The organism is Saccharopolyspora phatthalungensis (assembly GCF_014203395.1).
GTDB lineage: Bacteria > Actinomycetota > Actinomycetes > Mycobacteriales > Pseudonocardiaceae > Saccharopolyspora > Saccharopolyspora phatthalungensis.
On sequence record NZ_JACHIW010000002.1, the window covers coordinates 976,899 to 1,001,389 of the forward strand.

Sequence of the window (24,491 nt, forward strand, 5' to 3'; positions counted from 1 at the left end):
GTGACATTTCCGTTCGGACCAACGGGGCGGCGTGTCCTGCTGGTCGCGCCGCATCCGGACGACATCGCCTACTCCTGCGGCGGCTTGGTCGAGCGCCATCTGCGCGACTGCGGCGCGACGCTGGTGACCGTGTTCGGCCGGTCGACGTGGGCGCTGCCCAGGGAGTTGCGCGCCCAGGGGCCGGACGCGGTGTCCAGCGCACGCGCCGAAGAGGACCGGCGCTACGGCAGCGACCGGGGAATCCGGACACTGAGCTGGGATCTCCGCGACGCGAGTCTGCGCGGCTACGACGACGACACCGAGCTCGATGCGGATGCCGCAGCGGATCCGGTCGCCGACGAGGTCGCCGACCGGATCCGCACGCTGGTGCGGCGACTCCGGCCGGAGGTGGTCGTGGCTCCCGGCGCCGTCGGCAACCACGTCGACCATCGCATCGTCCACGACGCGGTGCGCGAAATAGCCCCCGATGCCGTGTTTTACGAGGACATCCCCTACGCCGCACACCATCCGCTATCCACAGTGGAGGATTCGATGCGAACCCGGGGGCTGCGGCCGGTGTGCACGGTGGAGTTCGGTGAGCTCGCCACGGCGAAGATCGCCGGGATGTGCTGCTATGGCAGCCAGACCGACCAGGAGAACATCGACGAAATGCTGGCCCACGCGGGCCGGATCTCCCCCACCGGCCTGGGCGAACGCTACTGGAGCGCGTCATGACAGGGCGAGCACCGCGTCCCGCAGACGCTCCAGGTCCGCGATGATCCGCTCGGTGGCGGCCCCGGAAAGTACCGGGCGGCGACGGTTCCACGTCTTGAGGTTCCACAGCAGCGCCTCGCCTATCCGGCCGAGCGCGCCCGTCACCACGCCGGGCGGCAGCAGTTCGTCCAGCACCGCACAGGTTCGCTCCGACACAGCCCGGTCGGTGTGGTTCTCCACGAGGAATGCCGATACCTCCGCGTCCACGCACAGCGTCCCTCCCCATATCGAGTCGATGCCGAACCGCCGCAGTTGCTCACCGGCCACCTGCCAGTGCCATCGCTGGTGGGCGTATGGCAGCGAGGAACGCACGAGCAAACCCTCCGCCCCGCCGCGCGGTACGGACTCGGGGACATGCCGGTCGATCCACACGCCGTCCACCGGCAGCGGGCCACCGATCCGTTCGCGCAGCCGGTCGAGGGCATGCCGCAGCGGTGCGCGCAACTGCTTCGTGAGCGTGGCGGGAACCCGGCACACCGAGCTCGTCGCGGCCAGGATGCGCCAGTACCGCGCGACCTCGCCCAACCGCACGTGGCCGTCGGATTCCGACAGCACTGTGGTGAGGGGGCGCAGGCTGTGATCGAACGGGGTGACCAGGTAACCATCGACGAACGCGGTCGACACAGGCGTCAGACCGGCGAATCGGTCGAGCTGGGCAGCGCTCCATCTCCCGTGCGGGCCCTCGCCGATGAAGCGTGCGACGTAGGCGGGCCGAGCGTCGCGGCAGAGTACGAACGGCGCGTGCCGGGGGTCGATGCGCAAGGGCTTGGTGCTGGCGCGGTCGGTCCATGGCAGCCACTGCTGCGCGGCGGGGTATCGCCGGTCGAACGGACCGCTGAAGGGCTCGACGGTGAGCCCGTCGGGAAGCCCGGCCTCGGCGAGGCGGGCGAGCAGCCGCGGCCGGTCGCGGGAGCCGAGCAGCTCCCACACGCGTGGGCGGGCCGAGCACAGCGGCAGCGTGTCGACCGTCGCCACCAACTCGTCCCCTCGGCGCTCGTACTGCCGCCCGGGAGAGGTGAGGACGACTCGCGCATCGGGGTACCGCGCGGCCAGCAAGTCGCACACCTCGACGAGAGTCCGTCCGGTATCAGGCTGATCGTCCACGACCACCACGGTCGTGCCCGGGACAAGCCGCGCAGGCAATTCGCCGGGCGCGAAGACGATACCGCCGTGCTCCCGCAGCGGACGCATCGTCGTGTATGCGGCGTTCGGCCGGTCGAGGCCCGCCACCCACAGGGGGGCCAGATAGGACCCGCCTGTGCGCACGCCCACCACGAGCACCGGCCCCGGTGGCCATTGCGCGGCTTGTGCATGGCACACCTCGGGATCGCTGAGGTCATAGGCGAAGCTCTCCGGTGTCTTCCAGTCCGCGGCGTGCTCCAACACCGGTGTCCGGACGCCCCAGAGCCCTTCGATCCCCGCAGTCGCGCATGCCATGACGGCGCCGAGCGCGCGGACGTTGTCGGGGTCCGGTGGACTCCCCGCGACCATGTCGGCGGCCAGGCGCGCACATCGCGTGCGCACGTCGCGAAGATGCCGATTCCAGGTCACGTTGACGTGCCCCGCTGCCGCACAGGTGTCAGCGAGTACCTGCTCGGTCCAGCAGGCGAAAGCCCACAACGAACGAGCATCGCCGCAGCGGGCGGCGGTCTCCAGCATTCCGCGGTGCAGCGGGGGCAATCCGACAGCTGGCCCGGCCGGAGCCCGGCGACTCGTCTCGACGTCCATGGTTCCCACACATACCGGCAAAACCGTTGCATCACAAGGAGTTCATCGCATGTCTAACCGAGTCGGCCTGGCCGAGCACCCCACCTGTCCCCGGCACATCGACGGCACGCCAAGGACGTTCGTGGCGGCTTCCGGAGCATATGTGACCGATGTGGACGGTGACACCTGGATCGACTTCGACAACGCCAGGGGTTCGGTGACGCTGGGACACGGTGATGACGAGGTCGCCAAGGCGGTCGCGGAAGCAGCCGCCGGCAAGCGGGGCGCCGCGACCGGATGGAGTCCGGCGCTGGACACGGTGCTGGACATGTTGCGCGAGCTCTGCGGCGGCGAAGCCGTCGCCCTGTTCCGCACCGGCACCTCGGCCTTGCGGGCTGCGGCGCTGTCGGTGCGGGAGGCCGTCGGCAAGCCACTACTGCTGAGCGCGGGCTACCACGGCTACGATCCGATGTGGTTCCCCGCCCCGGAACCGTTCACGCCGAACGAATCGGGCGTGGTGGACTTCTTCTTCGACCTCGACGTCCTGGCCGACCTGCTACGCACCCCGGACCGGGTGGCAGCGGTCGTCGTGTCGCCTGATCACCTGCACTTGTCGGAATCCTGGTACCGGACGGCGGGCCGGCTCGCGGCGGAGGCGGGGGTGCCGGTGATCGTCGACGAGGTCAAGGTCGGCCTGCGCTACCGGTCGGGGCTGTCCACCGCACATCTACTGGAACCGGCAGTGTGGACAGTCGCGAAAGGCATGGCCAACGGGGCGGCGGTGGCCGCCGTCGGAGGACGCGCGGCTCTTCTTGCCCCGATGGAGGACATCTCGTTCACCTCTTTCTTCGAGCCCGCCATTCTCGCCGCCGCGGAGGCGACCCTGACCCGCGTCGCAACGGGTGTTCCCACGGCGGTCATCGGCGACGCCGGCGCCACGTTCGTCGCGGAAGCCCGCCGCGCGCTCGTCGAGTCCGGAGTTCCGGTCAAGATCGTCGGTTCCGGTCCGCTTTTCCAGTTCGTGCCGGCGAACAAGGAGGTCAAACGGGAGTTCTACCAGGCCGCCGCCGCGGAGCGGCTGCTGTTCTATCGGGGCGACAACCAGGCTCCGTCCGCGGCCTTTACTACAGCGGTCATCGACGATGCGGTGGCCCGTTTCAAGAAGGTGTGCGCCGAACTGTCGGGCCGCTGGCCCGCGACCGAGGTGGACGACGAGGCCCGTTACACCTCGGCCTGGGCCGTCATGGACGGCTTGGCCGAAGGCCCCCGCACTCGCGCGACAACGGCCGCACTGGTCGCGAAGTATCTCGACGACTGACCCGGACGGCGGCGCGCCGCCCCCTCGCGCTTTGCCCCCTAAACAGCCGACCGTGTCCTACGACATTTGGGCGCATGTGTCAAAAAGTCGCATCCTGTTGCCATTTTTCTTCCCTCGGTGACTTCATGCTTACCTCCCGGCAGGTATCCTGCTGGCGCTGGCCCGCCCATTCAAGAGCCCACCTGGAATTCGCTGTCCCAGCAGGGAGAACCTCGTCGGAGCACCGATCTGGCCCACAACTCGGGAGTGGCTACCGTGGCCTCTGTTGAAGTCGCACCACTGCTTTTCGCGCTCGCGTTCATCTTGGTCCTCACCCAGCTGCTGGGCGCGCTGGCGCGGCGCCTTGGGCAGCCCCCGGTAATCGGTGAGATCGGCGCCGGGATACTCGTCGGACCGCTCTTCTTTCACGGGGTCGTCGGCACCGCCTTGATCCCAGAGGCCGTCCGCCCGCACCTCGGCGCGCTGGCCGACGTCGGGTTGGCGTTGTTCATGTTCCTGGTCGGGATGGGACTCAACGACAACCCGATGCGGGGAAAGGGGCGCACCGCCGTCACCGTGTCGCTGGCCTCGATGCTGCTGCCGTTCGGGCTCGGCTGCCTGCTGGCCCTGCATCTGGTCACCAGGTACCCCGCCGTCCATCATCTCGGCTTCGTCCTGTTCATGGGCGCGGCCATGTCGGTGACGGCTTTCCCGGTCTTGGCAAGAATTCTTTCCGACCACGGGCTGATCCGGACACCTTTGGGGGAGCTTTCCCTGTCGTGCGCCGCGATTTCCGATGTCATCGCCTGGGCGACACTGGCCGTGGTCGTCACGTTGCTCGGTGGCAACGGCAGGCCGCAGTGGCTCATCGTCTTCGTCATTCCCTTTGTCCTCGTCATGTTCTTGGTGGTGCGGCCGTTTCTGGAACGCTGGTTCCGCGCGTCGCGGGGCGACGGTCAGCGCCGAATCTTCCCCGTCGCGCTGACCGGTCTGCTCGTCTCGGGCGCGCTGACCGAATGGATGGGGCTGCACTTCATCTTCGGCGCGTTCCTGTTCGGCGTCATCATGCCGGGTGAAGGCACCGGGAGCGCTCCGGCCAAGCTCCGGGAGAGCATGGAACGGATCGGCGGGGTCCTGCTCCTGCCGGTTTACTTTGTTATTGCTGGCCTGAAGGTAGATCTGTCGGCGATGAACCTCGCCAGCGTTGGCGATCTGGTGTTGATCCTCCTCGTCGCGGTCGGCGGGAAGTTCGGCGGTACCTACCTCGCGGCACGGGCGAGCAAAGTAGACAGTCGCGATGCCACCGCGTTGGCCATCCTGATGAACACCCGAGGGCTCACCGAACTGGTCATTCTCACCGTCGGGCTGCAGTTGGGCGTGCTGAATCGCGAACTCTATTCGCTGATGGTGGTCATGGCCTTGCTGACCACCGCAATGGCGGGGCCGCTGCTGCGCAGGCTGTACCCGTCGAAGCGGATCCACGAGGTTATTCTGCAAACCGCCGGAAAAGCGGGGACCGTGGTGGCCGAAGGAGGGCCGGACAACGCCTCGCACGACGGGAGCGACAACGGTACGACGATGCCGGACGCACCGGGCCCTGCACGCCGTCCGGACCCCGGCGGGTCCGGAATTTCCCAATTTTAGGCAAAATCGGGATCCCCCGCCCCGGAGTCATGTGAACCGTCAGCGTCGCCCGTGAAGCTCGATCAACATAAAGGTTCGGCCGGGTGATTCCTCCGTGACTTCGGGCTCCACGTCGGTTGTGAGGCCGGTCCACCACGTGGTTGCTGACGGCATGGTGAGCCCGAAGCCGAAGCCTGCCATGCTGCCATCCGAGCCGGTGGCGACGATCAGTCCCACACCTGGCCGTTGGTGCTGGATCGCGAAACGGTCCTTGAACAAGCGGACGTGTTCGTCTCCGTACTCGTAGCGCGCGAAGACCTCGCGGTAAACCTCCGCAGTGGGCACCCGATGGAACTCGACATCACTCACGCGGGACGGTCTCTCTAGGCAGAATTGTGTTGTGGCAAACCGAATCACGTCGATACCGCTGGCTGCTCCATTCTGGGGATTGGGTCGTCCGCCATCGAGGTGATCGGTCCAAGTCTGTTACCGGCCGCGTTCGCACCGATACTCTGATCAGCACGTCGCCCGAGGAAACACACCCACAGGGACGACTAAAGGTACCGGGCGGTGACCACCGCCCGGGGAAGAGGGGACTCACAATGAACCCTGATCTGCCGTTCGGTGAACGGCTCAAGCGACTGAGAAACCGCGAGGGCATGTCCCGTCCTGTTCTCGCCGGTCTCGTCGGCCGCAGCGCGGAATGGCTCAAAAGGCTGGAAAAGGGCGATTATCTGATGCCCCGTCCGTCGATGCTGTTCGCCCTCGCCGATCGACTCGGTGTGGAACTCGTAGAACTCATCGGAGACCCCAGGATAGCGGGTACGCACTATGGCAAGATCGCGCACGATCGACTGCCCGATATTGCGCGGGCTCTCGCGAGCTATCCGATCAGCACGGAGCCGGGGCCGGTCGACGTTGCCGGTCTTGTTGCGAAAGTCGGGCAGTTATGGGACTTATGGCACGGAAGCGCTCGACACCGAACAGCCGTCGCTGGACTGCTCCCATCCCTACTTCACGACGTTCGCACTGCGGTTCCCCGCGTCGACGACCGGGACCGGCGGACCATGCTGGCAACAGAGGCCCAGACCTACCACCTCGTGCAGTTGTTCCTGTCGTTCCAGCCAGCGCCCGAGCTAGTGCACCTGTGCGGAGACCGCGCTATGACCGCCGCCCAGGGCACGGATGACCCGCTGGCGATGAGCGCGGCGGCCTGGTACATGAACCACGTTTTCCGAGACGCCGGCCAGCAGCACGAGGCTCGCGTACAACTCGCGCTCGACACTGCCGGCTTGCTTAACCCTGAGCGTTCCGACGATGAGCGGGCGTTCTGGGGTTTGCTGCGCCTCGCGTGCGCGCTTTCCTTCGCCAAAGTCGGTCGCGACGGCGATGCCTGGCGGTACTGGGACGATGCAGACCGAGCGGCGAAGGCACTTCCCGGCGGCTACGAGCACCCCTGGCTACGGTTCGGCCGATCAATGGTCGACGCCTACGCCGTGACCATGCTCGTGGACCTGATGCGCCCGCACGAGGCCATCCGGCAGGCCGACCGACTCGACCTCGACGGCATGACCTCACAGACTCGGCGGTCGTTCCACACGATCGAAACCGCGAGGGCCTACCACCAGGCGCGTGAGCACGTTGCGGCCGTGCACCTATTGGCCAGGGCGCAACAAATCAGCCCGGAAACCGTAAGGTTCAACCTCTTCACCCGCGCCGCGATCAAGGACCTGTCCGAGCATGGCGGTCACACCGTCCGCGCCGACGCACAGGGCCTTGGGCGTCACCTCGACCTCGTTTAGGGCGTCGCCGGGTACAGCCTGTACCCGAACCACACTGGGTACAGGTTGTACCCCGCGATCGATCACTCTCCGTCTATGTTCGGTCACATGTCGCAATGGCGGGTACTCCAAAATACGGCGCAGGGTCTGAGCACCCCCGACCGGCGCGGCTGGGCTGTAGCGGCCCCAACGGCCGATCTCGCTACGGCCGACGTGGGATCGGCCGGGGAACACGAACAGGATCACGACTCGGCCGGTTCCACCCCTGACGTCGAGGACTGGGGAGGACACCACCGATGCCGGAGAAGGTCACCAAACCCACGCCCCTGCTGTGGGCCTACCGCTGCCCGGCCCGAGACTGCCGGTTCGAAGATCGTTATGCCGACGTCGTCGCCCAGCATGAGGCCGACGCCCACCACGGCAACCTTCGCGCCTCGGCCGGTGTCAGCCACAATCCGGGTGGTGCGGCCGGGTGAGCGGCACGTCCCCGTGGTTCACCTCTGACGACGCTGGTGCGGAACTCGCTGATATCTGGGTGGACCACCACCGCCAAGCCCACGAGCGGGAACACGCCCGGCGTAGCTGGACCCTGTGCGAGATGCGGGTGATCGGTGGCAATGCACCGACTCTCGCACACGTCAGCGTGGTCGGTTGCCGGAATTGTGCCGCCCGCCGCGCCGCCCACAGACCGCCCGCTGCGGTCGCCTAGACGCTGATGCGGGTGCCGCACGTTCGCCCCCCGACCGGCACCCGCATCGGCACCACTTCAACGGAGAGGACACCGAGCACCGTGGCGCGCCATCGACGAGGCGCGAAACGGCTCGATGGCCTCGATCGGGCGGGCAGGAAGCCGACAAGTGCCACCCGTCCGGTGACTACAGCTCTCGAACCGATCCACACGATGAAACTGGAAAAGGAAGGGAGCACATCACCGATGAGACCGGCTCACGTCCTGACAGCCAAACACGAGGACAAGACCGAACAAGACTCGCAGGATCCGCCGCACAAGCCACAGGGCAACGGCCCGCAGGGACCGCCCGACCCGGACACGGGCAACAGGCACTGATGAGCACGAATTCCGCCGCGACGCCCGGAACGGCGTGGGATGCGCCGTTCCGGGCGGTGGACCGCGCCTCCTTCATCCCCGCCCGTGCTTGGGCCAACGACGATTCGGGGCGTCTGCGGCCGATCGACCGCGACACCGATCCCGAGACATGGTCGAACGTGGTTGCCTCGGATCTTCCGATCGTTACCCAGATCGACGACGGGGCCACGCCGTGGCCCGAGGTTCGGGGTCAGGTGTCGAGTTCGGCTTCACAGCCGAGCGTCGTGCGAACCATGTTGGAAGCCCTCGATGTGCGCGATGGGCAGCGGGTGTTGGAAGTGGGCACCGGCACCGGCTACAACGCCGCACTCCTTGCCGAACGTCTCGGCAGCGCAAACGTCACCACGGTTGATGTGGACCCAGCGCTCGTCGCCGACGCTAGGGCGAGCCTCACCCGCGTGGGGTATCGGCCAACCGTAGCTTGCGCCGATGGGCTGAATGGTTTCCCCGCGCGGGCACCGTATGACCGACTGATCTGCACCGCGTCGATCAACGTCGCGGGCATACCGCCCGCGTGGCTGGAGCAGGTCGCGCCCGGCGGGATCATCCTCACCCCCTGGGGGACCGACTACCACAACGGTGTCCTCGTCCGACTCACCGTCCACAATGGTCACTCCGCATCCGGATCGGTCGTGGGAGACGCCGCGTTCATGCGTCTGCGCGCCCAGCGCTACCCGTTCGGGCAAGCCGCGGACATGGGCGAGATCATCGAGGCCAGCACCGAAGCACGGGAATCCAGCACCACCATCACCCCGACCGAAGTCGCCTTCGGCGATGGCTCATTTGCCGTCGGAATGCGGATTCCGGACGTGCAAAAGAGTATCGCTTACGACGACCCGGACACCTTCGAGCTGCTGGTGTACCACGTAGACAGCCGCTCGATCGCGACCGTGAACGTCTCGCCGGAGGCCACCGCTCACGGTGTCTACCCGGTACGGGAAATCGGCCCGCGTTCGCTGTGGTCCGAGGTCACCGCCGCACACGATTGGTGGGCATCGCTGAACCGTCCGGCGCGAACTCGCTTCGGTCTCACCGTCGATGGCGGGCAACACTACGTGTGGCTGGACGTCGATGATCGGCGATTTCAATGGAAATCACCGTAGAGATTTCCGTAGGCGTCAGGAGGTGCGGAGGGCGTAGCGGCGCTCGGCGTAGGCCAGGTCGTCGCGCCAGAGCCGTGCGGCGGCTCGCGCCATGACCGGGCGGAGCAGGGCCGCTGAGGCACGCGCGAGCGCGAATCCGGGTCTGGTGGAGTCGGCGACGACGGCCTCGATGACCGCTGTTCTCGGGCGCCCGTCGCGGCCGTTGCCCAGTGGAGTGGCATGTGTTTCGACCACGCTGCCGACGCCTTCTCCGGCGACGATCCGCATCACCACGGTGCGCGGTTCGGGGCAGGTGAACTCGGCGTGGACGGGAACTCCAAGGCGGCCGGCCACCCGGAAGGTCACCGCGACCAGGAACCTGTCCTGCTCCGGCGGCACATCGACCTTGCCCGGGGCGCTGAGCACTCGCAGCCTGGTGAAGGAATAAGGGTGGAACCACCCGCCGTGCCAGGGGTCGAGCCGGTTGGCGACGATGTCGGACGGTTCGCAGACGCCCACCACTTCGGCCACAGAGTCCACAGCGGACTCTTCCGGCGGTCTGGCGGGGACGACCGGCGCGGGCAGCGGTTTCTCGCCGCCGACGGTGTCCAGCCGGACCCAGGCGAGCACGCCGTCATCGTGGCTAGGCATCGGCGACCAACCGTGGCAGCCACCCGTGCCGATGCGCAGGCCGTGCCACCGGCACACCAACTCGCCACCGTCCACAGTGGCCTGATCGAGTGGGCCGCCGAGGTGCGGGCAGGCCCCGGGGCCGACCACCAGGCGGCCTGCGGCAGCGCGCCAGGCGACCAACTCCACCCCGGCGACCCGGCACCCGAGCGGCCGTCCGGCGCGGATGCCGCGGCTGGCGGCGAAGACGAACCAGTTCCCGGCGGGTCTGGCCTCGGCCCGCTTGAGTGCGGCGCCGATCACCTGCGGATCGGCGTCCCGGTAGGTCGGTTCCTGCCGCGCCCAGCGGGTCCGGGGAACCGGTTGCAGCGGCCAGTTTTGGGGCCACTTGGGCAGCAGGGCGGACAACCTGGTCACCGTTCGGCCTCCCTTGCCAGTTCGGCGAGTCGGCGCAGCGGCGCCAGGCGGCCCCTGGTCGGCACCGACCGCAGTTCGTGTCCACGCACGCCGAAGCGGGCGAGCAGGCAGTTGGCCGCGTGCCAGCCCGTGGTCGCGGCGCGCTCCATCAGCGCCGCCGGGACGTCGATCCTGATCCCGTCCCCGGCGAGCACGAGCCCCGGATGCGGGGTGCGCACCCCCGGGCGGCGGGCGAAGTCACCGACGCCGAACAGCGGGCAGTCCGCGCGCCACAGCACCGATTCCTCCAGCACGCCCGCCCGCCGTGTCTCCGGATACAGCTGGTGCAAGCGACCCACAAGCTCCCGGCGCAGACGGTCGATGTGCTTGCGCTCCGGGCTCCCGTTCGAGGGGACCGAATAGGCGTGCAGCTCCACGACCGAGCCGCCGTGCCGGGCCGCCCAGTCACGGGCATCGCGGTCGTACCGGTTCAGCACGCTGACGTTGTCCATCGGCGCCAACCCGCCCGCTGCCAGGAACGCCGGGCGGTGGGCTGCCACGGGCCGGTCCAGCCAGAGCCGCTGGACCAGGAACGGCGGTGCGTTGCGCAACCCGCGCACCGAATCAGCCCATTCGGCGGCCTTGGCGAGCCCGGGCGAGGCGTCCAGGAGTCGGCGCAGCCCCGCCACGTCCGTGGCCAGCACCACGCCGTCGGCATCAATGCCGCGTCCGGTGTCGAGCAGCACCCGGAACCTGCGGCTGCCGGCGAGCTCGACACTCCGCGCGGTGGTGGCGAGGCGAAAATCGACGCCGAGCGCGGTGAGGTGCTTTCCCAACGGCGACCACAAGCTCCGGTCGAATCCGGCTTCGGGGACGTCGAACACCAGTCCTTCGCTCGACCCCAGGAAGTAGATGTGGAACATGGTGGCCAGCTCGGCGGCCGAAAGCTGCGCCGGCGGGGCGAAGAAGCTGCGGGAGAACACCTCCAGCGCCAAATGCCGCGCCGCCGCGGGGAACCGGATGCGATCGAGGAAGGTATCGACGTCGATGTGGTCGAGCCGGCGGTAGATTTCGGGCACCGACACCGCGGCCAGCGGTGCGGCGGCGCGCGGGTTCAGCCGGAGGAGGTCGGCGAACCGGAAGGTGGGGCTGCGCAGGGCGAACAGCAGCGCGTTCCACGGTGGGGTGCGGGGCAGGCCCCGGAAGGTGTCCCACCTGCCCGCGCCGTCAACCAGCGGGTAATCATCCAGGGGAGTCAGGCAGTTCAGCCGCGCGTCGGCGCGACGCAGCAGCGCGCGGAGGTTGTAGTACTGCCGGAAGAAGGCGTGGAAACCGCGGCTCATCGCCACATTGCTGCCATCGGGGCGCTGTTCGGTCCACCCTCCGACGCGTCCGCCAAGGCGGTCCTCCCGCTCGATGACCTCGACGCCCACCCCGCGCTCGGCCAGCCCGGTGGCGGCGCACAGCCCGGCGATGCCGCCGCCGACCACGACAACATGCGGCCGCCGTCCCAGCGTCCGGGCGTCCGCCACCCCGTCCGGAGCGCGGTGGCGGACGACGCGACGATCGGTTTCACCACGCATGCCGCGGCTCCTCTCCGCAGCCCTCGGCGGGCGCGCTGGCCAGGAAGGTATGCACCACCCCACGCTGCCAGCCGGTCATGGTCTCGTCGTGCACGGCGGTATACCCGCAGTCGGTGAGCCGCCGGCGAAACCGGGCGACCCCGTCGAAAGCCCGCACGCTGCGCCACAGGTGCCGGAACAGCGCGGTTCGCCCCGTGGTCACCAGCCCGGCCGGGATGATGACGCTCCAGCACACGGCGTGCCACACCGCCCTGGCCCGCAGCGAGTCGCGCACCGAGTACTCGTGCACCGCGAGCGTCCCGCCCGGTCGCAGCAGCCGCCGGAAGGCCCGCAGTTGGGTGTCCAGCTGGGCCAGATTTCGCACTAGGTACGCCGCGAAGATCCCGTCGAACGGCCCACGCACCCCGGACTCGGACAGGTCCTCGATGCGGGCGTGGACGAACCGCACCGAAGACGGCCACGGCTTGCGCCTGGCCTGCTGAAGCATCCCTTCCGAGGCGTCCACGGCCACGATCTCGGCGCGCCCGGCCACGGCGAGCAGCGCAGCGGTCGATGCCCCGGTGCCGCACCCGGCGTCCAGAAGCCGCAGGCCCGCGCCCTCGTCCGGCAACCGCATGCGACGCGCGGAGATGCGGAGGTGGTCGTGGTAGCCGGGGTTAACGGCCACGAGCCGGTCGTAGGCCGCGGCTCCGGTGTCGAACGCGGCGGGCACGGCATCCCGGCGCAGACCCGTCCTGTCGAGTTTCACGACACCACCCCATCCGCTGGCCGACGCAGGCGCTCCCAGAGCAACAACACCGCGGTGATCAGCGAGAAGCAGTAGAGGAAGTCCTCGACGGGAATGTCCCACGGAAACCGCAACCCGCTGACGTGCTCCGGGCTGTACAACACGATGGGCGCATCGAGCTTGGTCAGCCAACCGTCGACGGGTACCTGAAACCCGAGCACTATCGCGACCGAGATCCAGTAGCCCGGCTTGGTGAGCAGACCGGTGCGCAGGTATGCGAACTCCCACGCCAGCACCGCGCACACCGACAGCAGCGCGGGCAGGGTGTACCCAAGCCCGATCATCGCGCCCCGCCACCAGAGGGCTGACCGCTGCGGCGCGCCCGCCGCAGCAGCGCTTCCACGCAGCCGTAGGTCAGCAGGGCGCACGCGGGGACGACCAGGAAGAAGACCAGTTCCTCCAGCGGCACGCCGAAGGCCAGCTCGATCCCGGTGACGTAGCGCGGGTTGAACATCCACACCCGCGCGGCGATCGCCACCGCGTCCCACAGGAGGAACCCCGCGGCCACCGGCAGCACCGCCCTGGCCAGCCGCACGGGGTGGCGGTAGACCCGCGCGCCGAGGAACTCCAGCGGCATGGTCACCAGCAGACATGCGGCCATCACCAGCAGGTACTGCCACCGGTCGGTCATCTGCCACCACCCCGGGAGCTGTCGCGGTGGGCGATGCCGTGCTGCGGCGGGTTAGCGGTGCGAACCGTGGCCGGTCGGGTGCGGGGGCGATGCGCACCGGTGGGACCGTCTACCCGATCAACGCGACGCGCCCACGCCGCACGTCCCAGCCCGACGCCGGCCACGCGGAACCGTCGCCACCTGCCGACGACCGCTCGGCGGGTGAACACGGCGAAATCCGCCGCCTCGATGCGGTCAAGGATCTCCTGGTAGAGCACCGCCGCGGTTTCCACGCAGGGCCGGGAGATCGGATCCAGCAGCGGGATGCCGGCACGGGCGAACCGGTAGATGCGGCGGGTGGTGGCGTGCTGCTCGGCCAGCGCCTCGCGCACCCGCAGGTCGGTGCAGCCGCGCCGCCGGCACCACTGCAGCAGGTCTCGATCCACACCGTGGGCGGCCAGTTCGTCGGCGGGCAGGTAGATCCGCCCGCGATCGAGATCTTCGGCCACGTCGCGCAAGAAGTTGGTCAGCTGGAACGCCTTGCCCAGCGCGGCGGCGTGCGGGGCGGCCATCTCCACGGCCCCCACCGTGCGCAGCACCGGGAGCACCTCCAGCCCGATCACCTCCGCGGAGCCGCGGACGTAGCGGTCCAGCGCGGCCCGGTCCGGATAATGGGTCACCTCCAGATCCATCCGCATGGAGCGCAGGAAGTCCTGGAACAGGCCCCGGTCGAGGCCGTAACGGAACGCGGTGTCGATCACGGCGGCCAGCACCGGCACCGTGCTGCCGCCCCGGTCCAGACCCGCGAACAGCTCCCGGGCGACCGCGTCCAAGCGAGCGGCCCGGTCCGCATCGCACTCCCCCGGTCGCGCCACGTCGACGATGTCGTCGGCCCACCTGGCGAACCCGTACAGCGCGTGGACTGCGGGCCGCTGGGCCCGGGAAAGCAGCCTGGTCGCGAGGAAGTAGGTGCGGCCGTGCAGGGCGTTGAGCTCCCGGCAGCACGCGTAGGCCAGTCTCAGTTCTGGATCGGTGATGCCCGCGGCGTCCAGCTCCGCGCCACTCATCGCGGGATCCTTGCGCATCGGACTGACCGACTGCCTCGTCGGTCGCCCGGAGGTCCGGGGAGGCTGTCCGTCCGCGCACCCGGCGCCGGCTCGCGTTCGAGCAGCACGACCCGCCGACCGCGGCCCGTCAAGTGCAGCCCGGCCTGGACTACTTGATGACTCGCGCCGTTCACCACACGCAATCGTCGGTCCCCCCTCGGCCGGTGGTCGGCGCCCCCAGGTGCACCACATGCCCAAACCCGACGGCGCCGCAGCGCCAGCACGACAATGCTCGTGGCCTTGCGGTGCCGCAAGTCGTCGCCCGGCTTCCGTGGTGGTGGACCGCGATTTCAAGGGAAATCGCAACATCCCCACGGGGCTGGGCCCCGGTTCCGAAACCAAACCACCCGTCCGGGTGAATTTGGAAGTGGGGTCGCCGGGCCGGCGACCCGCCGGCATGGCCCGTCACTACCGAGGCATTTCGGGAAAGAACGACAAACTTTCCACCGGCGCTTCCCCAGCTGCGGGGGGAACTCATCGGCTGGTGACGAAAGTCCTGCCACATCAGGGACTAAATCCCCGGATGTCGATCGCATCCGTCCTTGATGGACAGTACTTCGATCACAGCCTGGTGTATGCCTCGATGTCCTGCTCGAACTCGGTGATCGCTTCGGCGGTCAGCGTCGGCCGAGCGTCGGAGATCGCTCGCAGGTAGTCCTTCGTCGTGGCCCGCTGGTCGTCGTTGTGCAGGACGTCACGCTCGAAGGCCGCCTGAGCGCCTTGGCGCGCGGCGAACTCGATATCGGCCGGGGTGAACAGGTCGGAACGCTCCACGAGCAGGTCCAGGTCGACGTTGTCGCGCGCCGGACCGAGGTAGCGCGACCAGATCGCCCGCCGGGCGGGCGGGTCCGGCGGGCCCACCGGGATGACGTAGTCGAACCGGCCCGGCCGCAGGAACGCCGAATCCAGGGAGCTCACCGAGTTCGTGGCGCACACCAGCAGGCGGTGGTCGTGCTCGCGGAAGCCGGGGATCAGCTTGAGCAGTTCGTTGGTCACCCCGTGCGCGGGACCGGCCGCGGGCGTGGAGCGGGTCCCGGCGATCTCCTCGACCTCGTCGATGAACAGCACCAGATCGTCCAGCTCCTCCAGCTCGGCGAACACCGCCCGCAGCGAGGCCGCTAACCCGTCCGAGGGCGACGCGGCCAGGCGCGATGGGAACAGCTCCACGAACGGCCAGTTCAGGCGGGAGGCGACCGCCTTGGCGAAGCTGGTCTTGCCGGTGCCCGGCGGCCCGAACAGCACGATCGCCTTCGGCGGCAGTACCCCGTGGCGTTCGGCCTGCTCGGAATGCGAGATCGGGAGCACGACCCGTCGTTCGATCACGTCCTTCTCGCGCTGCATGCCCGCCAATGCGTCCCACTGCCCGGGGGGCAACAGCCTGCCGCCGAGCTCTTCCAGCACGTCGAAGTCGGCCGGGTCGAGCTCCTCAACCTTTTCGAAGTAGGTCAGGTCGGTGCGCGGCCGGTAGCCGGAGTTGACCATCGCCCGGAACCCCGGGGCCCCCTCGGGGACCAGACTCGCGATGCGATGCACCCCCTGGCTGCGCAGCTTCTTCTCCAGCTCGGTCAGCAGCGCGCTGCCGATGCCGCGGTTGCGCCACCGGGTGTGGAGGGCGAACAGCGCCAGCCAGGCCCGCTCTCCTTCCACCTTCGCTGCCGCCATGCCCACGACGTCCTGCCCCACCACGGCGACCATCGCCGGGTGACCGGCCCCCGCGATGGAGATCACCTCGGCGGCGGAGAACGCCGGCTCCCCGTCCTCCCTGCTTTGGTCCCAGATTCGGATCGCCTGGTCCAGATCGTCATCGTGAAAATCGCGCACCCGCCACGACGGCATGGCTCACCTCCCGGATTTCGTACCGCACGGCGGGAAATCGCCCGCGAGCTGGTTACTGCGGAAACTAACCGCCGCGCCCGGAGCCCGCAATGAGCCAGCGCACACTCGAATCGTTCTCGGAATCGATGCCGAGATCGTCCACACCGGATTTCCGCGATCTCCGGGGCCAGCGGCGCGGGCTCGCGGTGCCCACCCGGTAGGCGAGGGTGTCGAGCCCGCGCAGCGCGGCGAAGGTGATCGGATCCACCCGAACCGCGCGGCCGCACTCACCAATACGTCCACAGTAGATTCGAAGATCCGCGATCGGGCCGGCTTGCCTGCGGATCGACAGCGCGAGCGGCTAGTAGCGCCGGAGGCCGCCGCGCGGCAGTTGTTCCGCAGTGAAGCGAGGTTCATGGTCGACTCAAGCCGCTTTCCGGCAGGTACCCGCGCTCACGGAGGTAACCGAGCAGTTCGTCGACGGCCTCTGGCGCGGGGAGCGGGCCCACAACGCGCGCGGAGGTGCGCGCCTTGAACGCGCCGGTGAGTTCCACCAGCCGCTCCTGCGGCTCCCGGCCGGCGGCGCGATCGCATGCGCGGGCGGAGCGGACCACTCCTCGCGGGTTCCGCCGCTCGCGCTTCGGTGGTGACGGGGGTACCACCGAAGCGCACGGCTGTCCGACGGCCTTCCAGCACCGCTTCGAGGACCGTTCGCGGCGCAACGCAGTCGCCGGCCCGGGGCATGCTCGGCCGGTACAGCGACTCCTCCGGCAACCGATGCCCGCAATGGATCAGCACGGCGCATTCGGCGGTGCGCTTCTCGGCGGTCGAGCTCACGTCGGCATCAAGGTCCGGCTCGGGGACTTCGGGGTCTGGTCGGACATGACGACTTCCCTTCTGCGACGGCAGTCTTTGCGGTGGTCGAACCGAAGCTAGCCCCCGGCGCCCGGCCGGTTCGCCGTGCTGGCGGTCCTTCCCGGCCTGTCCGATCGGACAGGTGCCGCACCGCCTGAGTGGCCGGTCTTGGGTGTCCACAGCGGCGGTTTGCCGCTCGGCGTCTACCGGCCGGCCGCCGCGGCGGCCTAGCGTCCCCACCAATCCGCGCCGTGACCCACGTCACGAGTGGAAGTCAGCAGGAGAGGAGACGTCGGATGAAGGTCGAGGAGCTGCTCAAGCCGTTCCCGCTCAAGGAGTTCCACCCATTCCCGCGGGCCCTGATGGGGCCCGGGGCGCACGAGATGATCGGTCCGGAGGCGATCAAGCTCGGTTTCACCAAGCCGCTGGTGATGACCTCCGGCCTGCGGGGCACCGACATCGTGCACAACATCGTGGAGTCGCTGAGGTACCACGGACTGGAGCCGGTGCTCTACGACCAGGTCGAGTCCAACCCCAAGGACTACAACGTCATGGACTCGGTGACGCTGTACCAGGAGAGCCGCTGCGACAGCTTCATCTCCATCGGCGGCGGCTCCTCGCACGACGCCTGCAAGGGGGCCCGGGTGTCGGTGGCCCACGACGGCCGCAACGTCAACGACTTCGAGGGCTTCAACAAGTCGGAAAACCCGAACAACCCGCCGCACATCGCGGTGTCCACGACCGCGGGAACCGGTTCGGAGACCTCGTGGGCCTACGTCATCACCGACACCACCACCGATCCGGAGAACCCGCACAAATACGTCGCCTTCGACGACGCTTCGGTCGCCAGCCTCGCGATCGACGACCCGGTGCTGTACTACGACTGCCCGGTCGACTACACGGCGCAGTGCGGTTTCGACGTCCTCGCGCACGCCTCCGAGCCCTACGTCTCGCGGCTGAACTTCCAGCCGTCGCTGGGCAACGCGCTGCACGCGATCAAGCTGACCGCGCAGCACCTGCGGGAGGCGACCTGGAACGGCCAGGACCTGGCCGGGCGCGAAGGCATGATGTACGCGCAGTACATCGCCGCGCAGGCGTTCAACTCCGGTGGCCTCGGGATCATCCACTCGATCTCGCACGCCGTGAGCGCGTTCTACGACACCCACCACGGGCTCAACAACGCGATCGCGCTGCCCCGCGTGTGGGCATTCAACATGCCGGTCGCCTACCAGCGCTTCGCCGACATCGCCAGGGCGATGGGCATCGACACCCACGGGATGACCGACGTGCAGGCCGCGGACGCGGCGCTGGCAGCGTCGGTCCGGCTGCTGCGCGATGTCGGCATCACGGAGCGCTTCGTGGACGTCAAGAAGGACACCTATTCCAAGAACCGGCTCGGTGAAGGGCCGACGAAGTACTACGAGCGCCGCAAGGAGATCAAGGGCGATGCCGAAGACGTCGACGCCATCACCCGGCACGTGCTCGGTGACGCCTGCACTCCGGGCAACGCCAAGGAATGCACGTTCGACACGGTCCGCCCGGTCGTCGAGCACTGCATGACCGGCGACCTGGACGACCTGCTCAGCTGAACCGGCGGGCGGGGTGGCGGGCCGGGCCCGCCACCCCGCCCAGAAGCGGAGGAACCGTGCACGACACCACCGATGCCCCGTTCGAGTCGGTGCAGGAGGTCCTGGACCGGTTCGCCGAGGGCGGCTACCTCGCCGATCAGCGCCTGGCGACCACCGTCTTCCTCAGCACCCGGCTGGAGAAACCGCTGCTGCTCGAAGGACCCGCCGGAGTCGGCAAAACCGAGCTGGCCAAGGCGCTGGCGACCGCGACCGGCAGGCGGCTGCTGCGGCTCCAATGCTACGAGGGGCAGGACGAGACCAAGGCCCTCTACGAATGGGACTACGGAAAGCAACTGCTCTACACCCAGATGCTGCGGGACAAGATCGGCGAGCTCGTCGCCGACGCGCCCGACCTGCACACGGCGGTCGACGCGATCGGCGACCAGGACAGCGCCTTCTTCTCCGAGCGGTTCCTGGCCAGCCGGCCGCTGCTGGACGCGGTGCGCGGTGAGCAGCCCGCCGTGCTGCTCATCGACGAGGTTGACCGGGCCGACGAGGCGCTCGAAGCGGTGCTGCTGGAATGCCTCGGCGAATACCAGGTCTCGGTGCCCGAAATCGGCACCTACCGCGCCGCGACGCCCCCGTACGTCGTGCTGACCTCGAACAACACCCGCGATCTGTCGGCGGCGCTCAAACGCAGGTGCCTGCACCTGTTCCTGGACTACCCCGACGTCCAGCGGGAGCTGGAGATCATCCGCTCCAAGCGCACCGGGCTGCCCGACGCCTTGGCCGCCCAACTGGCCGAGGTCGTGCGCGACATCCGCGGGCTACCGCTGCGCAAGGCACCGAGCATCTCGGAGACGATCGACTGGGCGCGCACGCTGGCCGTGCTCGGCGTCGACGAGCTGGGGCCCGCCCTGCTGTCGGACACGGCGAACGTCGTCCTCAAGTACGAACGGGACCTCGACCGCGCGCGGGAACTGATTCCCCAGCTGCGGGACCCTAATCGCGACGTTCCCGAGCACCTGCACGGCCATGGTCATGGGCACGGTCATGGGCACGACGGCGCGGAGGTGGAGCACTACGAGGAAGGCAAGCGAGTCCGGGCCGCAATGGACCGGCCGGGCAGGCACGACAACGGCTACTACGGCGCGCGGACCAGCGGGCCGTTGCAGCGCTCCGGTGCCAACCGCTCGCCCGACACCCGCAGACTTCCCTTCTGAGGGGACGATATGGAAACGAGCTTGCACCGTTTCGTCCGCCTGCTGCGCCTGCACGGGGTGCGGGTGTCGGGAGCCGAGGCGACCGACGCCATGCGGTGCGCATCGCAGCCCGGTATGCTGTCGTCCAGGTCCGTGCTGCGCGACGCTCTCCGGATCGCGCTGATCAAGGACCGCCGGGACGACGAGGTGTTCGACGAGGTCTTCGACGCCTTTTTCCGCCTGCGGCGGGTGGTCGAAGCCACCGACGGAGACGGACACGACCACACCCACGACGACCTGTCCGACACGGGTGAACTCGAACGCTTCACCGCCTCCGAGGAGCCCTCCAGCACACCGCAGGACGGCCACAGCCACGACGCCCCGAAGGACCTGCGGGACTTCTTCGACCCGGAAGACCTGGCCCAGCAGTACAACCTGCACCAGGAGGCCAACAAGATCGACCTCGCGTCGATCACCGACGAGGTAGTCCTCGCCCGGGACCAGTCCGGGGCGGGACGCGTCGACAGCGCCGGCGTGCAGCTGGAGACCTCCCGGCTGCACAACGCGGGCACGCCCGGACAGCTGTCGCAGCAAACGGGGCAGCAGATCGACACCGATCTGACCATCGCCGAGGAACGGCTTTTGCTGGACTGGCTGGCGGATTCGGGCTCCGACCCGGAATTGCCCCGCAACCGGCTGTCCGGGGTACTCGACGATCTGCCCGCGCTTCTGAAGGAACACCTGCGCAAGCTCGCCGGGCTGGAACACCGGTCGGTCGAATCGGTCACGCCCGCCGGCGTCACGGACCGGATCGACGAACGGGAGCGCCAGGAGCTGGAGGGCTCACTGCGCAGGCTGGCCCGGAGCCTGCGCGGGGCGCGCACCAGCAAGCAGGTGACCAGCCCGCACGGGAGGGTCCACTCTGGACGGACAATGCGCCGGAACATGCGCTATGACGCGGTCCCTTTCCGGCCGGTCACGACCAAGCGCGCCGAGGACAAGCCGCGGCTGGTGGTGCTGGCCGACGTGTCGCTGTCGGTGCGCAGCACCGCCCGCTTCACGCTGCACCTCGTGCACGGCCTCCAAGCGCTGTTCAGCCGGGTGCGCACGTTCGCCTTCGTCGCCGACATCGTCGAAATCACCGACCTGTTCGAGCAACACCCGCCGGAGAAGGCACTCGGGCTGGTCTTCGACGGGCTGCCGACGGGCGGAGTCCTCGACGTCGACGTCAACTCCGACTACGGCGCGACGCTGCGGGATTTCCTCGACGAGCACGGATCATCGCTGACCCGGCGGACGACCCTGCTGGTGCTCGGCGACGGCCGGGGCAACGGTAATGATCCGGCCGTGACGGCCTTCGCGGAGATGGCGCGACGGGTGCGCGAAACCATCTGGCTCACCCCGGAACCCCGCTACTCCTGGGGTCTGGGCCGGTGCGATCTGCCGCGCTACGCCGAGCACTGCGATCGCGTCGAAGTGGTGCGCGATCTGGCCGGCCTGGCCCGCACGTCGGATGCGTTGTCCGCGGAGGCGGTGGGGCGGTGAGTGATGCACGGCAGTTCTCCGGCAGCGCCACGATCAATCCGCTGGGCGAGGGCAGTCCTGGCTGCTACCGCGCCGAGGCGGTGGTCGTGGTGCACGAGCGGCACGACCCGCCGCCGGACCGGGTCCCGATCACCCGCACCCGGCACTTCGGCCTGCACCGCGACGGGCACCGGGTACTGGTCAGCCACCGGTTCGGCCCGCACGAGCTGGACAACGACGTGGCGGGCAAGCTGGCCGACGAGCTGTTCGCGCCGGGCTGGCTGACCGGGGCGGAGGTCTTCGAACGGGTCTTCACCGGCATCGTGAGGTCCACTGTGGATGGTTCGGTCGACGCCTGGTCCACCTTCTACCGCAACACCCTCGACCGGATCCGGCTCACCCGGGACGCCCCCGACACCCCGCACTCGTCGATCTCGGCGATGGTGCCGGTCTACTCACGGGTGCTGGAGCTGGTACCGCCGGGTCGGGTCCTCGACGTGGGTTCCTGCTTCGGTTTCCTGGCCCTGCTGCTGGCCGAACGCCCCGGCACCTCGGTCGTCGCCTCCGACATCGCCAGTGGCACCGTCACATTGCTGCGGACAATCGCGCGCGAACTGGGCCTACAACTGGGCACGCTGGTCTGCGACGGCGCACGGGTGCCGCTACCGGACCAGGCCGTCGACACGGTGACGGTCATCCACCTGCTGGAGCACCTCGAACCCGAGCACGGCGAAGCCGTTCTCGCCGAAGCGCTCCGGTTGGCGCGGCGACGGGTCGTCGTAGCGGTCCCGTTCGAGCCGGAACCAACAGCCGCCTACGGGCATGTGCGCACCTTCGACACCGCCGAACTGCACCGGCTCGGCAACGGCACCGGACTACCGTACGAAGTCGACGTACACCACGGCGGCTGGCTCATCGTCGACCACGCCTAATCGAGGACCCGGGCGGCCAATCGGGGTCTCGGGGCGTTTCCCCAAGGCGCTGGGGAAACGCCGTTTTCGCGCGTGCGGTCTCAGGGGTGGTTGCAACACCGAGTGCTTTGGCCAGTGTTTGTGATGGTGTCACCCAGTCGAGGGTTTGGCAGGGGCGGGTGTTGAACGAAACGAACCCTCCAGCCGAATTTCCCTAATTTGCCACACGTTCCGGACGACGCGCCCTAACATCAACAGTGCCACGTCGAACGTCGGCCCGGTTCTCCCGGAACCGGTTGCCGCTCGGGCGGCTCCGTGATGCCCTGTCGAGAAATTTGGGGGCCATTATGCCACTTGACAACGTTGTGCTTGCAACACTGGAGGTACCCGACAAAGCGCAACTGCGGGCTCGTCTGGCCGAACTCACCTGTCCAGACGGCGTAGAACCGCAGCCGGCCAACACGTACGAGGCCCGCGACCCGAGCGGGTTCATCATTGTCACCGTTGACAAGTTCTGGATGGTGACAAATGTTCAGATTCGGTCGCGGTGGAACGACCACATCCGGCCGGACGCATTCCCGGCCGCGCTCTACAACACATATGTGACCGCGGTTCAGCGTGCGCTTGCCGTGGAGCTCACCCATCGTCCCGCGAGTCCGCCGAGTGCGCCCGCGCCGGACGACACCTACGTGGACCCCACAGAGCTGTCGCTCGAGGAGTGGGTGGCCCAGACCCGGTCTCGGCTCAACGCCATCGATGACGAGTACGACGCGATCCGCCGCCGACAGCAAGCTCCACAAGAGGGCGTCACCGAGATCCGCAGCCCGCTCGGTTACCTCACCATGCAAATGCGCGGCGGGGGTCCGATCGCGATCAACGGCAACCCCCAGGCCCTGGACCACCCGTCGGACACTGTCCTGTCCGAGGACATCCTGCAGTTGTTCGTCCGGGCGAGTCTCGGGGCCGCACCAGGGGAACGTTCTCGTTCGGCGCAGCTGCACAGCAACAGCAGCAGCGACGCGGACGACGAGTACTTCGCGGATTTCAATATTTTCGAGGACTGGCATGACTGACTACAAAGTTGTTACCTCAAAGCTGCGAGAAGAAGCCAAGCGCTGGCAGACAAAGGCCGACGATACCGAGCCGATCCTGCAAGCGGTGAAGAACGCGTACCTGTCACCTCCCGCGTTCTTCGTCGGCGACCTCACTACCCTCATCCCGGGGGGCGTCAACGCCACCCTTGAGGCCGAGCAGTACGAAGAATTCCGGGCATTCATGGAGCGAATGCTTCAGGGCGCGATCACCGAGTTCAATCAGATCGACCGCGCTCTGTGGAAGATCGCCGACGAATACGACAGAACCGATAGCATCAACGAGATCGACATCGACAAGGCTTACCACGTGTAGGAGCTGACGATCCACATGACCGGTTCTGACGAACTGACCAGCCTGCTGAACCAAGGGTTCAATGGCCTGGAGAAAAAAGCGCAGGAGAGCATCGACAAGTTCAACGCCGCCGTCCACCACATCAATGACTGGCAATTCGTACTCGGTCCGGTGATGCTCGCTATCAACCCGACTCTTGACGCCATACGCGAGGGTCTCGACAAGCTGGTGAAGCTGATCAAGACCGCCGTGGAACATCACCTGCCCGTCGTGTCACTGATTGTGCAGTCCTTCAACTGGACCGACAACGTTCAGGCGCCCGTGAACGGACTCACCCATACGAAGAACCACCTCTCCTATTACTGGGAAGGCAAAGCAAGCGACGCATATAACGAGAAGGTTACGGCGCAGAACGATGCGATCGGCGCTCTCGCGAGCAAGGCGGACCAAGGCAGCAAGTGGCTCATGGACATCGCCAAATACAACGTCGAGTACATGACCGAGCTGGCCAAGATGGCGACCGGTTTCCTGGGCGCCCTCGTCGCCGCCTCGGTCGAAGCGGCGACGGTCGTTGAGATCCCGTTCGCGATCAACGATCTCGCAGGTGCCATCGGAACCCTTGTCACCCAAGCCTTGGACAACCTGGTGGGCATCGCCAAGAGGTTCATGGAGGCGCTCAGCAAGGTGCGGGACCTCAAGAGCATGATGACTGACCAAAAACTTCCCCAAGGACAATGGCCGCAGGCAGTCAACGGCTGAGTCTTTGCCCA

Annotated in this window: 26 protein-coding genes; 15 read left to right on the forward strand and 11 right to left on the reverse strand. The window is 68.1% G+C overall.

Annotated elements, in window-relative coordinates; genetic code table 11:
• Positions 1-714 (forward strand): PIG-L deacetylase family protein, encoded by a 714-nt coding sequence (locus BJ970_RS31015; RefSeq protein WP_184730817.1) that lies wholly within the window; start codon positions 1-3, stop codon positions 712-714.
• On the opposite strand, the gene BJ970_RS31020 is transcribed toward BJ970_RS31015, so the two are convergent.
• Positions 709-2,481, reverse strand: coding sequence for a phosphoribosyltransferase family protein (locus tag BJ970_RS31020; protein ID WP_184730819.1), 1,773 nt, complete (start codon positions 2,479-2,481; stop codon positions 709-711). The two genes, BJ970_RS31015 and BJ970_RS31020, sit on opposite strands and share 6 nt — an antisense overlap.
• Positions 2,482-2,530: 49 nt before the next feature.
• Between BJ970_RS31020 and BJ970_RS31025 the strand changes: the two genes are divergently transcribed.
• Both BJ970_RS31025 and BJ970_RS31030 read left to right on the forward strand, forming a co-directional pair.
• The gene (locus BJ970_RS31025; RefSeq protein ID WP_184730821.1) at positions 2,531-3,778 is read left to right on the forward strand and encodes an aminotransferase class III-fold pyridoxal phosphate-dependent enzyme; all 1,248 of its coding nucleotides are present in this window, start codon (positions 2,531-2,533) and stop codon (positions 3,776-3,778) included.
• Between the two features lie 255 nt (positions 3,779-4,033).
• Positions 4,034-5,401, forward strand: coding sequence for a cation:proton antiporter domain-containing protein (locus BJ970_RS31030; protein ID WP_312864560.1), 1,368 nt, complete (start codon positions 4,034-4,036; stop codon positions 5,399-5,401).
• Between the two features lie 39 nt (positions 5,402-5,440).
• Here the strand turns inward: BJ970_RS31030 and BJ970_RS31035 are convergent, their stop codons facing one another.
• Complete coding sequence (locus tag BJ970_RS31035; protein ID WP_184730825.1) at positions 5,441-5,749, reverse strand: hypothetical protein; 309 nt, start codon at positions 5,747-5,749, stop codon at positions 5,441-5,443.
• A 233-nt stretch (positions 5,750-5,982) separates the two neighbouring features.
• Here BJ970_RS31035 and BJ970_RS31040 point away from each other — a divergent pair, with 233 nt between their 5' ends.
• The 5 genes from BJ970_RS31040 to BJ970_RS31055 all read left to right on the forward strand — a co-directional run bounded on the left by BJ970_RS31040 (position 5,983) and on the right by BJ970_RS31055 (position 9,369).
• Positions 5,983-7,182 (forward strand): helix-turn-helix domain-containing protein, encoded by a 1,200-nt coding sequence (locus tag BJ970_RS31040; protein WP_184730827.1) that lies wholly within the window; start codon positions 5,983-5,985, stop codon positions 7,180-7,182.
• A 275-nt stretch (positions 7,183-7,457) separates the two neighbouring features.
• Entirely contained in the window at positions 7,458-7,637 is a 180-nt protein-coding gene (locus tag BJ970_RS31045) for a hypothetical protein (RefSeq protein ID WP_184730829.1), read from the forward strand.
• Complete coding sequence (locus BJ970_RS31050) at positions 7,634-7,870, forward strand: hypothetical protein (RefSeq protein ID WP_184730831.1); 237 nt, start codon at positions 7,634-7,636, stop codon at positions 7,868-7,870. The genes BJ970_RS31045 and BJ970_RS31050 overlap by 4 nt, the downstream gene beginning before the upstream one ends.
• Positions 7,871-8,095: 225 nt before the next feature.
• Positions 8,096-8,227 (forward strand): hypothetical protein, encoded by a 132-nt coding sequence (locus BJ970_RS39160; protein WP_281399653.1) that lies wholly within the window; start codon positions 8,096-8,098, stop codon positions 8,225-8,227.
• A complete protein-coding gene (locus tag BJ970_RS31055) occupies positions 8,227-9,369 on the forward strand; it encodes a methyltransferase domain-containing protein (protein ID WP_184730834.1) in 1,143 nt (380 codons plus the stop codon). Before BJ970_RS39160 ends, BJ970_RS31055 begins: the two co-directional genes overlap by 1 nt.
• A gap of 15 nt (positions 9,370-9,384) precedes the next feature.
• Here BJ970_RS31055 and BJ970_RS31060 read toward each other — a convergent pair whose 3' ends face one another.
• The 9 genes from BJ970_RS31060 to BJ970_RS31100 form a co-directional block, all read right to left on the reverse strand.
• Positions 9,385-10,395 carry a Rieske (2Fe-2S) protein gene (locus BJ970_RS31060; RefSeq protein WP_312864561.1) on the reverse strand — a complete coding sequence of 337 codons (1,011 nt, stop codon included), beginning with the start codon at positions 10,393-10,395 and terminating at the stop codon, positions 9,385-9,387.
• Positions 10,392-11,957 (reverse strand): FAD-dependent oxidoreductase, encoded by a 1,566-nt coding sequence (locus tag BJ970_RS31065; protein ID WP_184730836.1) that lies wholly within the window; start codon positions 11,955-11,957, stop codon positions 10,392-10,394. The genes BJ970_RS31060 and BJ970_RS31065 overlap by 4 nt, the downstream gene beginning before the upstream one ends.
• Positions 11,947-12,705: a class I SAM-dependent methyltransferase gene (locus BJ970_RS31070; RefSeq protein ID WP_184730837.1), complete on the reverse strand. Its 759-nt coding sequence runs from the start codon at positions 12,703-12,705 to the stop codon at positions 11,947-11,949. The genes BJ970_RS31065 and BJ970_RS31070 overlap by 11 nt, the downstream gene beginning before the upstream one ends.
• Positions 12,702-13,028: a lycopene cyclase domain-containing protein gene (locus BJ970_RS31075; protein WP_184730839.1), complete on the reverse strand. Its 327-nt coding sequence runs from the start codon at positions 13,026-13,028 to the stop codon at positions 12,702-12,704. Before BJ970_RS31075 ends, BJ970_RS31070 begins: the two co-directional genes overlap by 4 nt.
• A complete protein-coding gene (locus BJ970_RS31080; protein WP_184730841.1) occupies positions 13,025-13,375 on the reverse strand; it encodes a lycopene cyclase domain-containing protein in 351 nt (116 codons plus the stop codon). Before BJ970_RS31080 ends, BJ970_RS31075 begins: the two co-directional genes overlap by 4 nt.
• Complete coding sequence (locus BJ970_RS31085; RefSeq protein ID WP_184730843.1) at positions 13,372-14,421, reverse strand: phytoene/squalene synthase family protein; 1,050 nt, start codon at positions 14,419-14,421, stop codon at positions 13,372-13,374. Before BJ970_RS31085 ends, BJ970_RS31080 begins: the two co-directional genes overlap by 4 nt.
• Positions 14,422-15,021: 600 nt before the next feature.
• Complete coding sequence (locus tag BJ970_RS31090; RefSeq protein ID WP_184730845.1) at positions 15,022-16,296, reverse strand: ATP-binding protein; 1,275 nt, start codon at positions 16,294-16,296, stop codon at positions 15,022-15,024.
• A 64-nt stretch (positions 16,297-16,360) separates the two neighbouring features.
• The gene (locus tag BJ970_RS31095; RefSeq protein ID WP_184730847.1) at positions 16,361-16,543 is read right to left on the reverse strand and encodes a hypothetical protein; all 183 of its coding nucleotides are present in this window, start codon (positions 16,541-16,543) and stop codon (positions 16,361-16,363) included.
• Positions 16,544-16,688: 145 nt separating this feature from the next.
• Entirely contained in the window at positions 16,689-16,889 is a 201-nt protein-coding gene (locus BJ970_RS31100; protein WP_184730849.1) for a hypothetical protein, read from the reverse strand.
• A 537-nt stretch (positions 16,890-17,426) separates the two neighbouring features.
• On the opposite strand from BJ970_RS31100, the gene mdo reads away from it, so the two are divergent.
• From mdo to BJ970_RS31135, 7 genes are all read left to right on the forward strand, one after another.
• Positions 17,427-18,719, forward strand: a complete 1,293-nt coding sequence (mdo, locus tag BJ970_RS31105) for an NDMA-dependent methanol dehydrogenase (protein ID WP_184730851.1) — start codon at positions 17,427-17,429, stop codon at positions 18,717-18,719.
• Positions 18,720-18,775: 56 nt separating this feature from the next.
• Positions 18,776-19,921: an AAA family ATPase gene (locus tag BJ970_RS31110; protein ID WP_312864562.1), complete on the forward strand. Its 1,146-nt coding sequence runs from the start codon at positions 18,776-18,778 to the stop codon at positions 19,919-19,921.
• Positions 19,922-19,930: 9 nt separating this feature from the next.
• Positions 19,931-21,445 carry a VWA domain-containing protein gene (locus tag BJ970_RS31115; RefSeq protein ID WP_184730856.1) on the forward strand — a complete coding sequence of 505 codons (1,515 nt, stop codon included), beginning with the start codon at positions 19,931-19,933 and terminating at the stop codon, positions 21,443-21,445.
• Entirely contained in the window at positions 21,442-22,356 is a 915-nt protein-coding gene (mftM, locus tag BJ970_RS31120; protein WP_184730858.1) for a mycofactocin oligosaccharide methyltransferase MftM, read from the forward strand. The genes BJ970_RS31115 and mftM overlap by 4 nt, the downstream gene beginning before the upstream one ends.
• Positions 22,357-22,700: 344 nt before the next feature.
• Complete coding sequence (locus tag BJ970_RS31125) at positions 22,701-23,408, forward strand: hypothetical protein (RefSeq protein WP_184730860.1); 708 nt, start codon at positions 22,701-22,703, stop codon at positions 23,406-23,408.
• Positions 23,401-23,742, forward strand: a complete 342-nt coding sequence (locus BJ970_RS31130) for a hypothetical protein (RefSeq protein ID WP_184730862.1) — start codon at positions 23,401-23,403, stop codon at positions 23,740-23,742. The genes BJ970_RS31125 and BJ970_RS31130 overlap by 8 nt, the downstream gene beginning before the upstream one ends.
• A 15-nt stretch (positions 23,743-23,757) precedes the next feature.
• Positions 23,758-24,480, forward strand: a complete 723-nt coding sequence (locus tag BJ970_RS31135) for a hypothetical protein (protein WP_184730863.1) — start codon at positions 23,758-23,760, stop codon at positions 24,478-24,480.
• Positions 24,481-24,491: the final 11 nt, after the last annotated feature.

What these genes read in the sequence shown, in the direction of transcription:
- BJ970_RS39160 (WP_281399653.1), top strand. Translation starts at nt 8,096, where the DNA reads ATGAGACCGGCTCACGTCCTGACAGCCAAACACGAGGACAAGACCGAA.
- BJ970_RS31115 (WP_184730856.1), top strand. Translation starts at nt 19,931, where the DNA reads ATGGAAACGAGCTTGCACCGTTTCGTCCGCCTGCTGCGCCTGCACGGG.
- BJ970_RS31025 (WP_184730821.1), top strand. Translation starts at nt 2,531, where the DNA reads ATGTCTAACCGAGTCGGCCTGGCCGAGCACCCCACCTGTCCCCGGCAC.
- BJ970_RS31075 (WP_184730839.1), bottom strand. Translation starts at nt 13,028, where the DNA reads ATGATCGGGCTTGGGTACACCCTGCCCGCGCTGCTGTCGGTGTGCGCG.
- BJ970_RS31090 (WP_184730845.1), bottom strand. Translation starts at nt 16,296, where the DNA reads ATGCCGTCGTGGCGGGTGCGCGATTTTCACGATGACGATCTGGACCAG.
- BJ970_RS31065 (WP_184730836.1), bottom strand. Translation starts at nt 11,957, where the DNA reads ATGCGTGGTGAAACCGATCGTCGCGTCGTCCGCCACCGCGCTCCGGAC.
- BJ970_RS31080 (WP_184730841.1), bottom strand. Translation starts at nt 13,375, where the DNA reads ATGACCGACCGGTGGCAGTACCTGCTGGTGATGGCCGCATGTCTGCTG.
- mdo (WP_184730851.1), top strand. Translation starts at nt 17,427, where the DNA reads ATGAAGGTCGAGGAGCTGCTCAAGCCGTTCCCGCTCAAGGAGTTCCAC.
- BJ970_RS31130 (WP_184730862.1), top strand. Translation starts at nt 23,401, where the DNA reads ATGACTGACTACAAAGTTGTTACCTCAAAGCTGCGAGAAGAAGCCAAG.
- BJ970_RS31135 (WP_184730863.1), top strand. Translation starts at nt 23,758, where the DNA reads ATGACCGGTTCTGACGAACTGACCAGCCTGCTGAACCAAGGGTTCAAT.
- BJ970_RS31085 (WP_184730843.1), bottom strand. Translation starts at nt 14,421, where the DNA reads ATGAGTGGCGCGGAGCTGGACGCCGCGGGCATCACCGATCCAGAACTG.
- BJ970_RS31045 (WP_184730829.1), top strand. Translation starts at nt 7,458, where the DNA reads ATGCCGGAGAAGGTCACCAAACCCACGCCCCTGCTGTGGGCCTACCGC.
- BJ970_RS31020 (WP_184730819.1), bottom strand. Translation starts at nt 2,481, where the DNA reads ATGGACGTCGAGACGAGTCGCCGGGCTCCGGCCGGGCCAGCTGTCGGA.
- BJ970_RS31055 (WP_184730834.1), top strand. Translation starts at nt 8,227, where the DNA reads ATGAGCACGAATTCCGCCGCGACGCCCGGAACGGCGTGGGATGCGCCG.
- BJ970_RS31040 (WP_184730827.1), top strand. Translation starts at nt 5,983, where the DNA reads ATGAACCCTGATCTGCCGTTCGGTGAACGGCTCAAGCGACTGAGAAAC.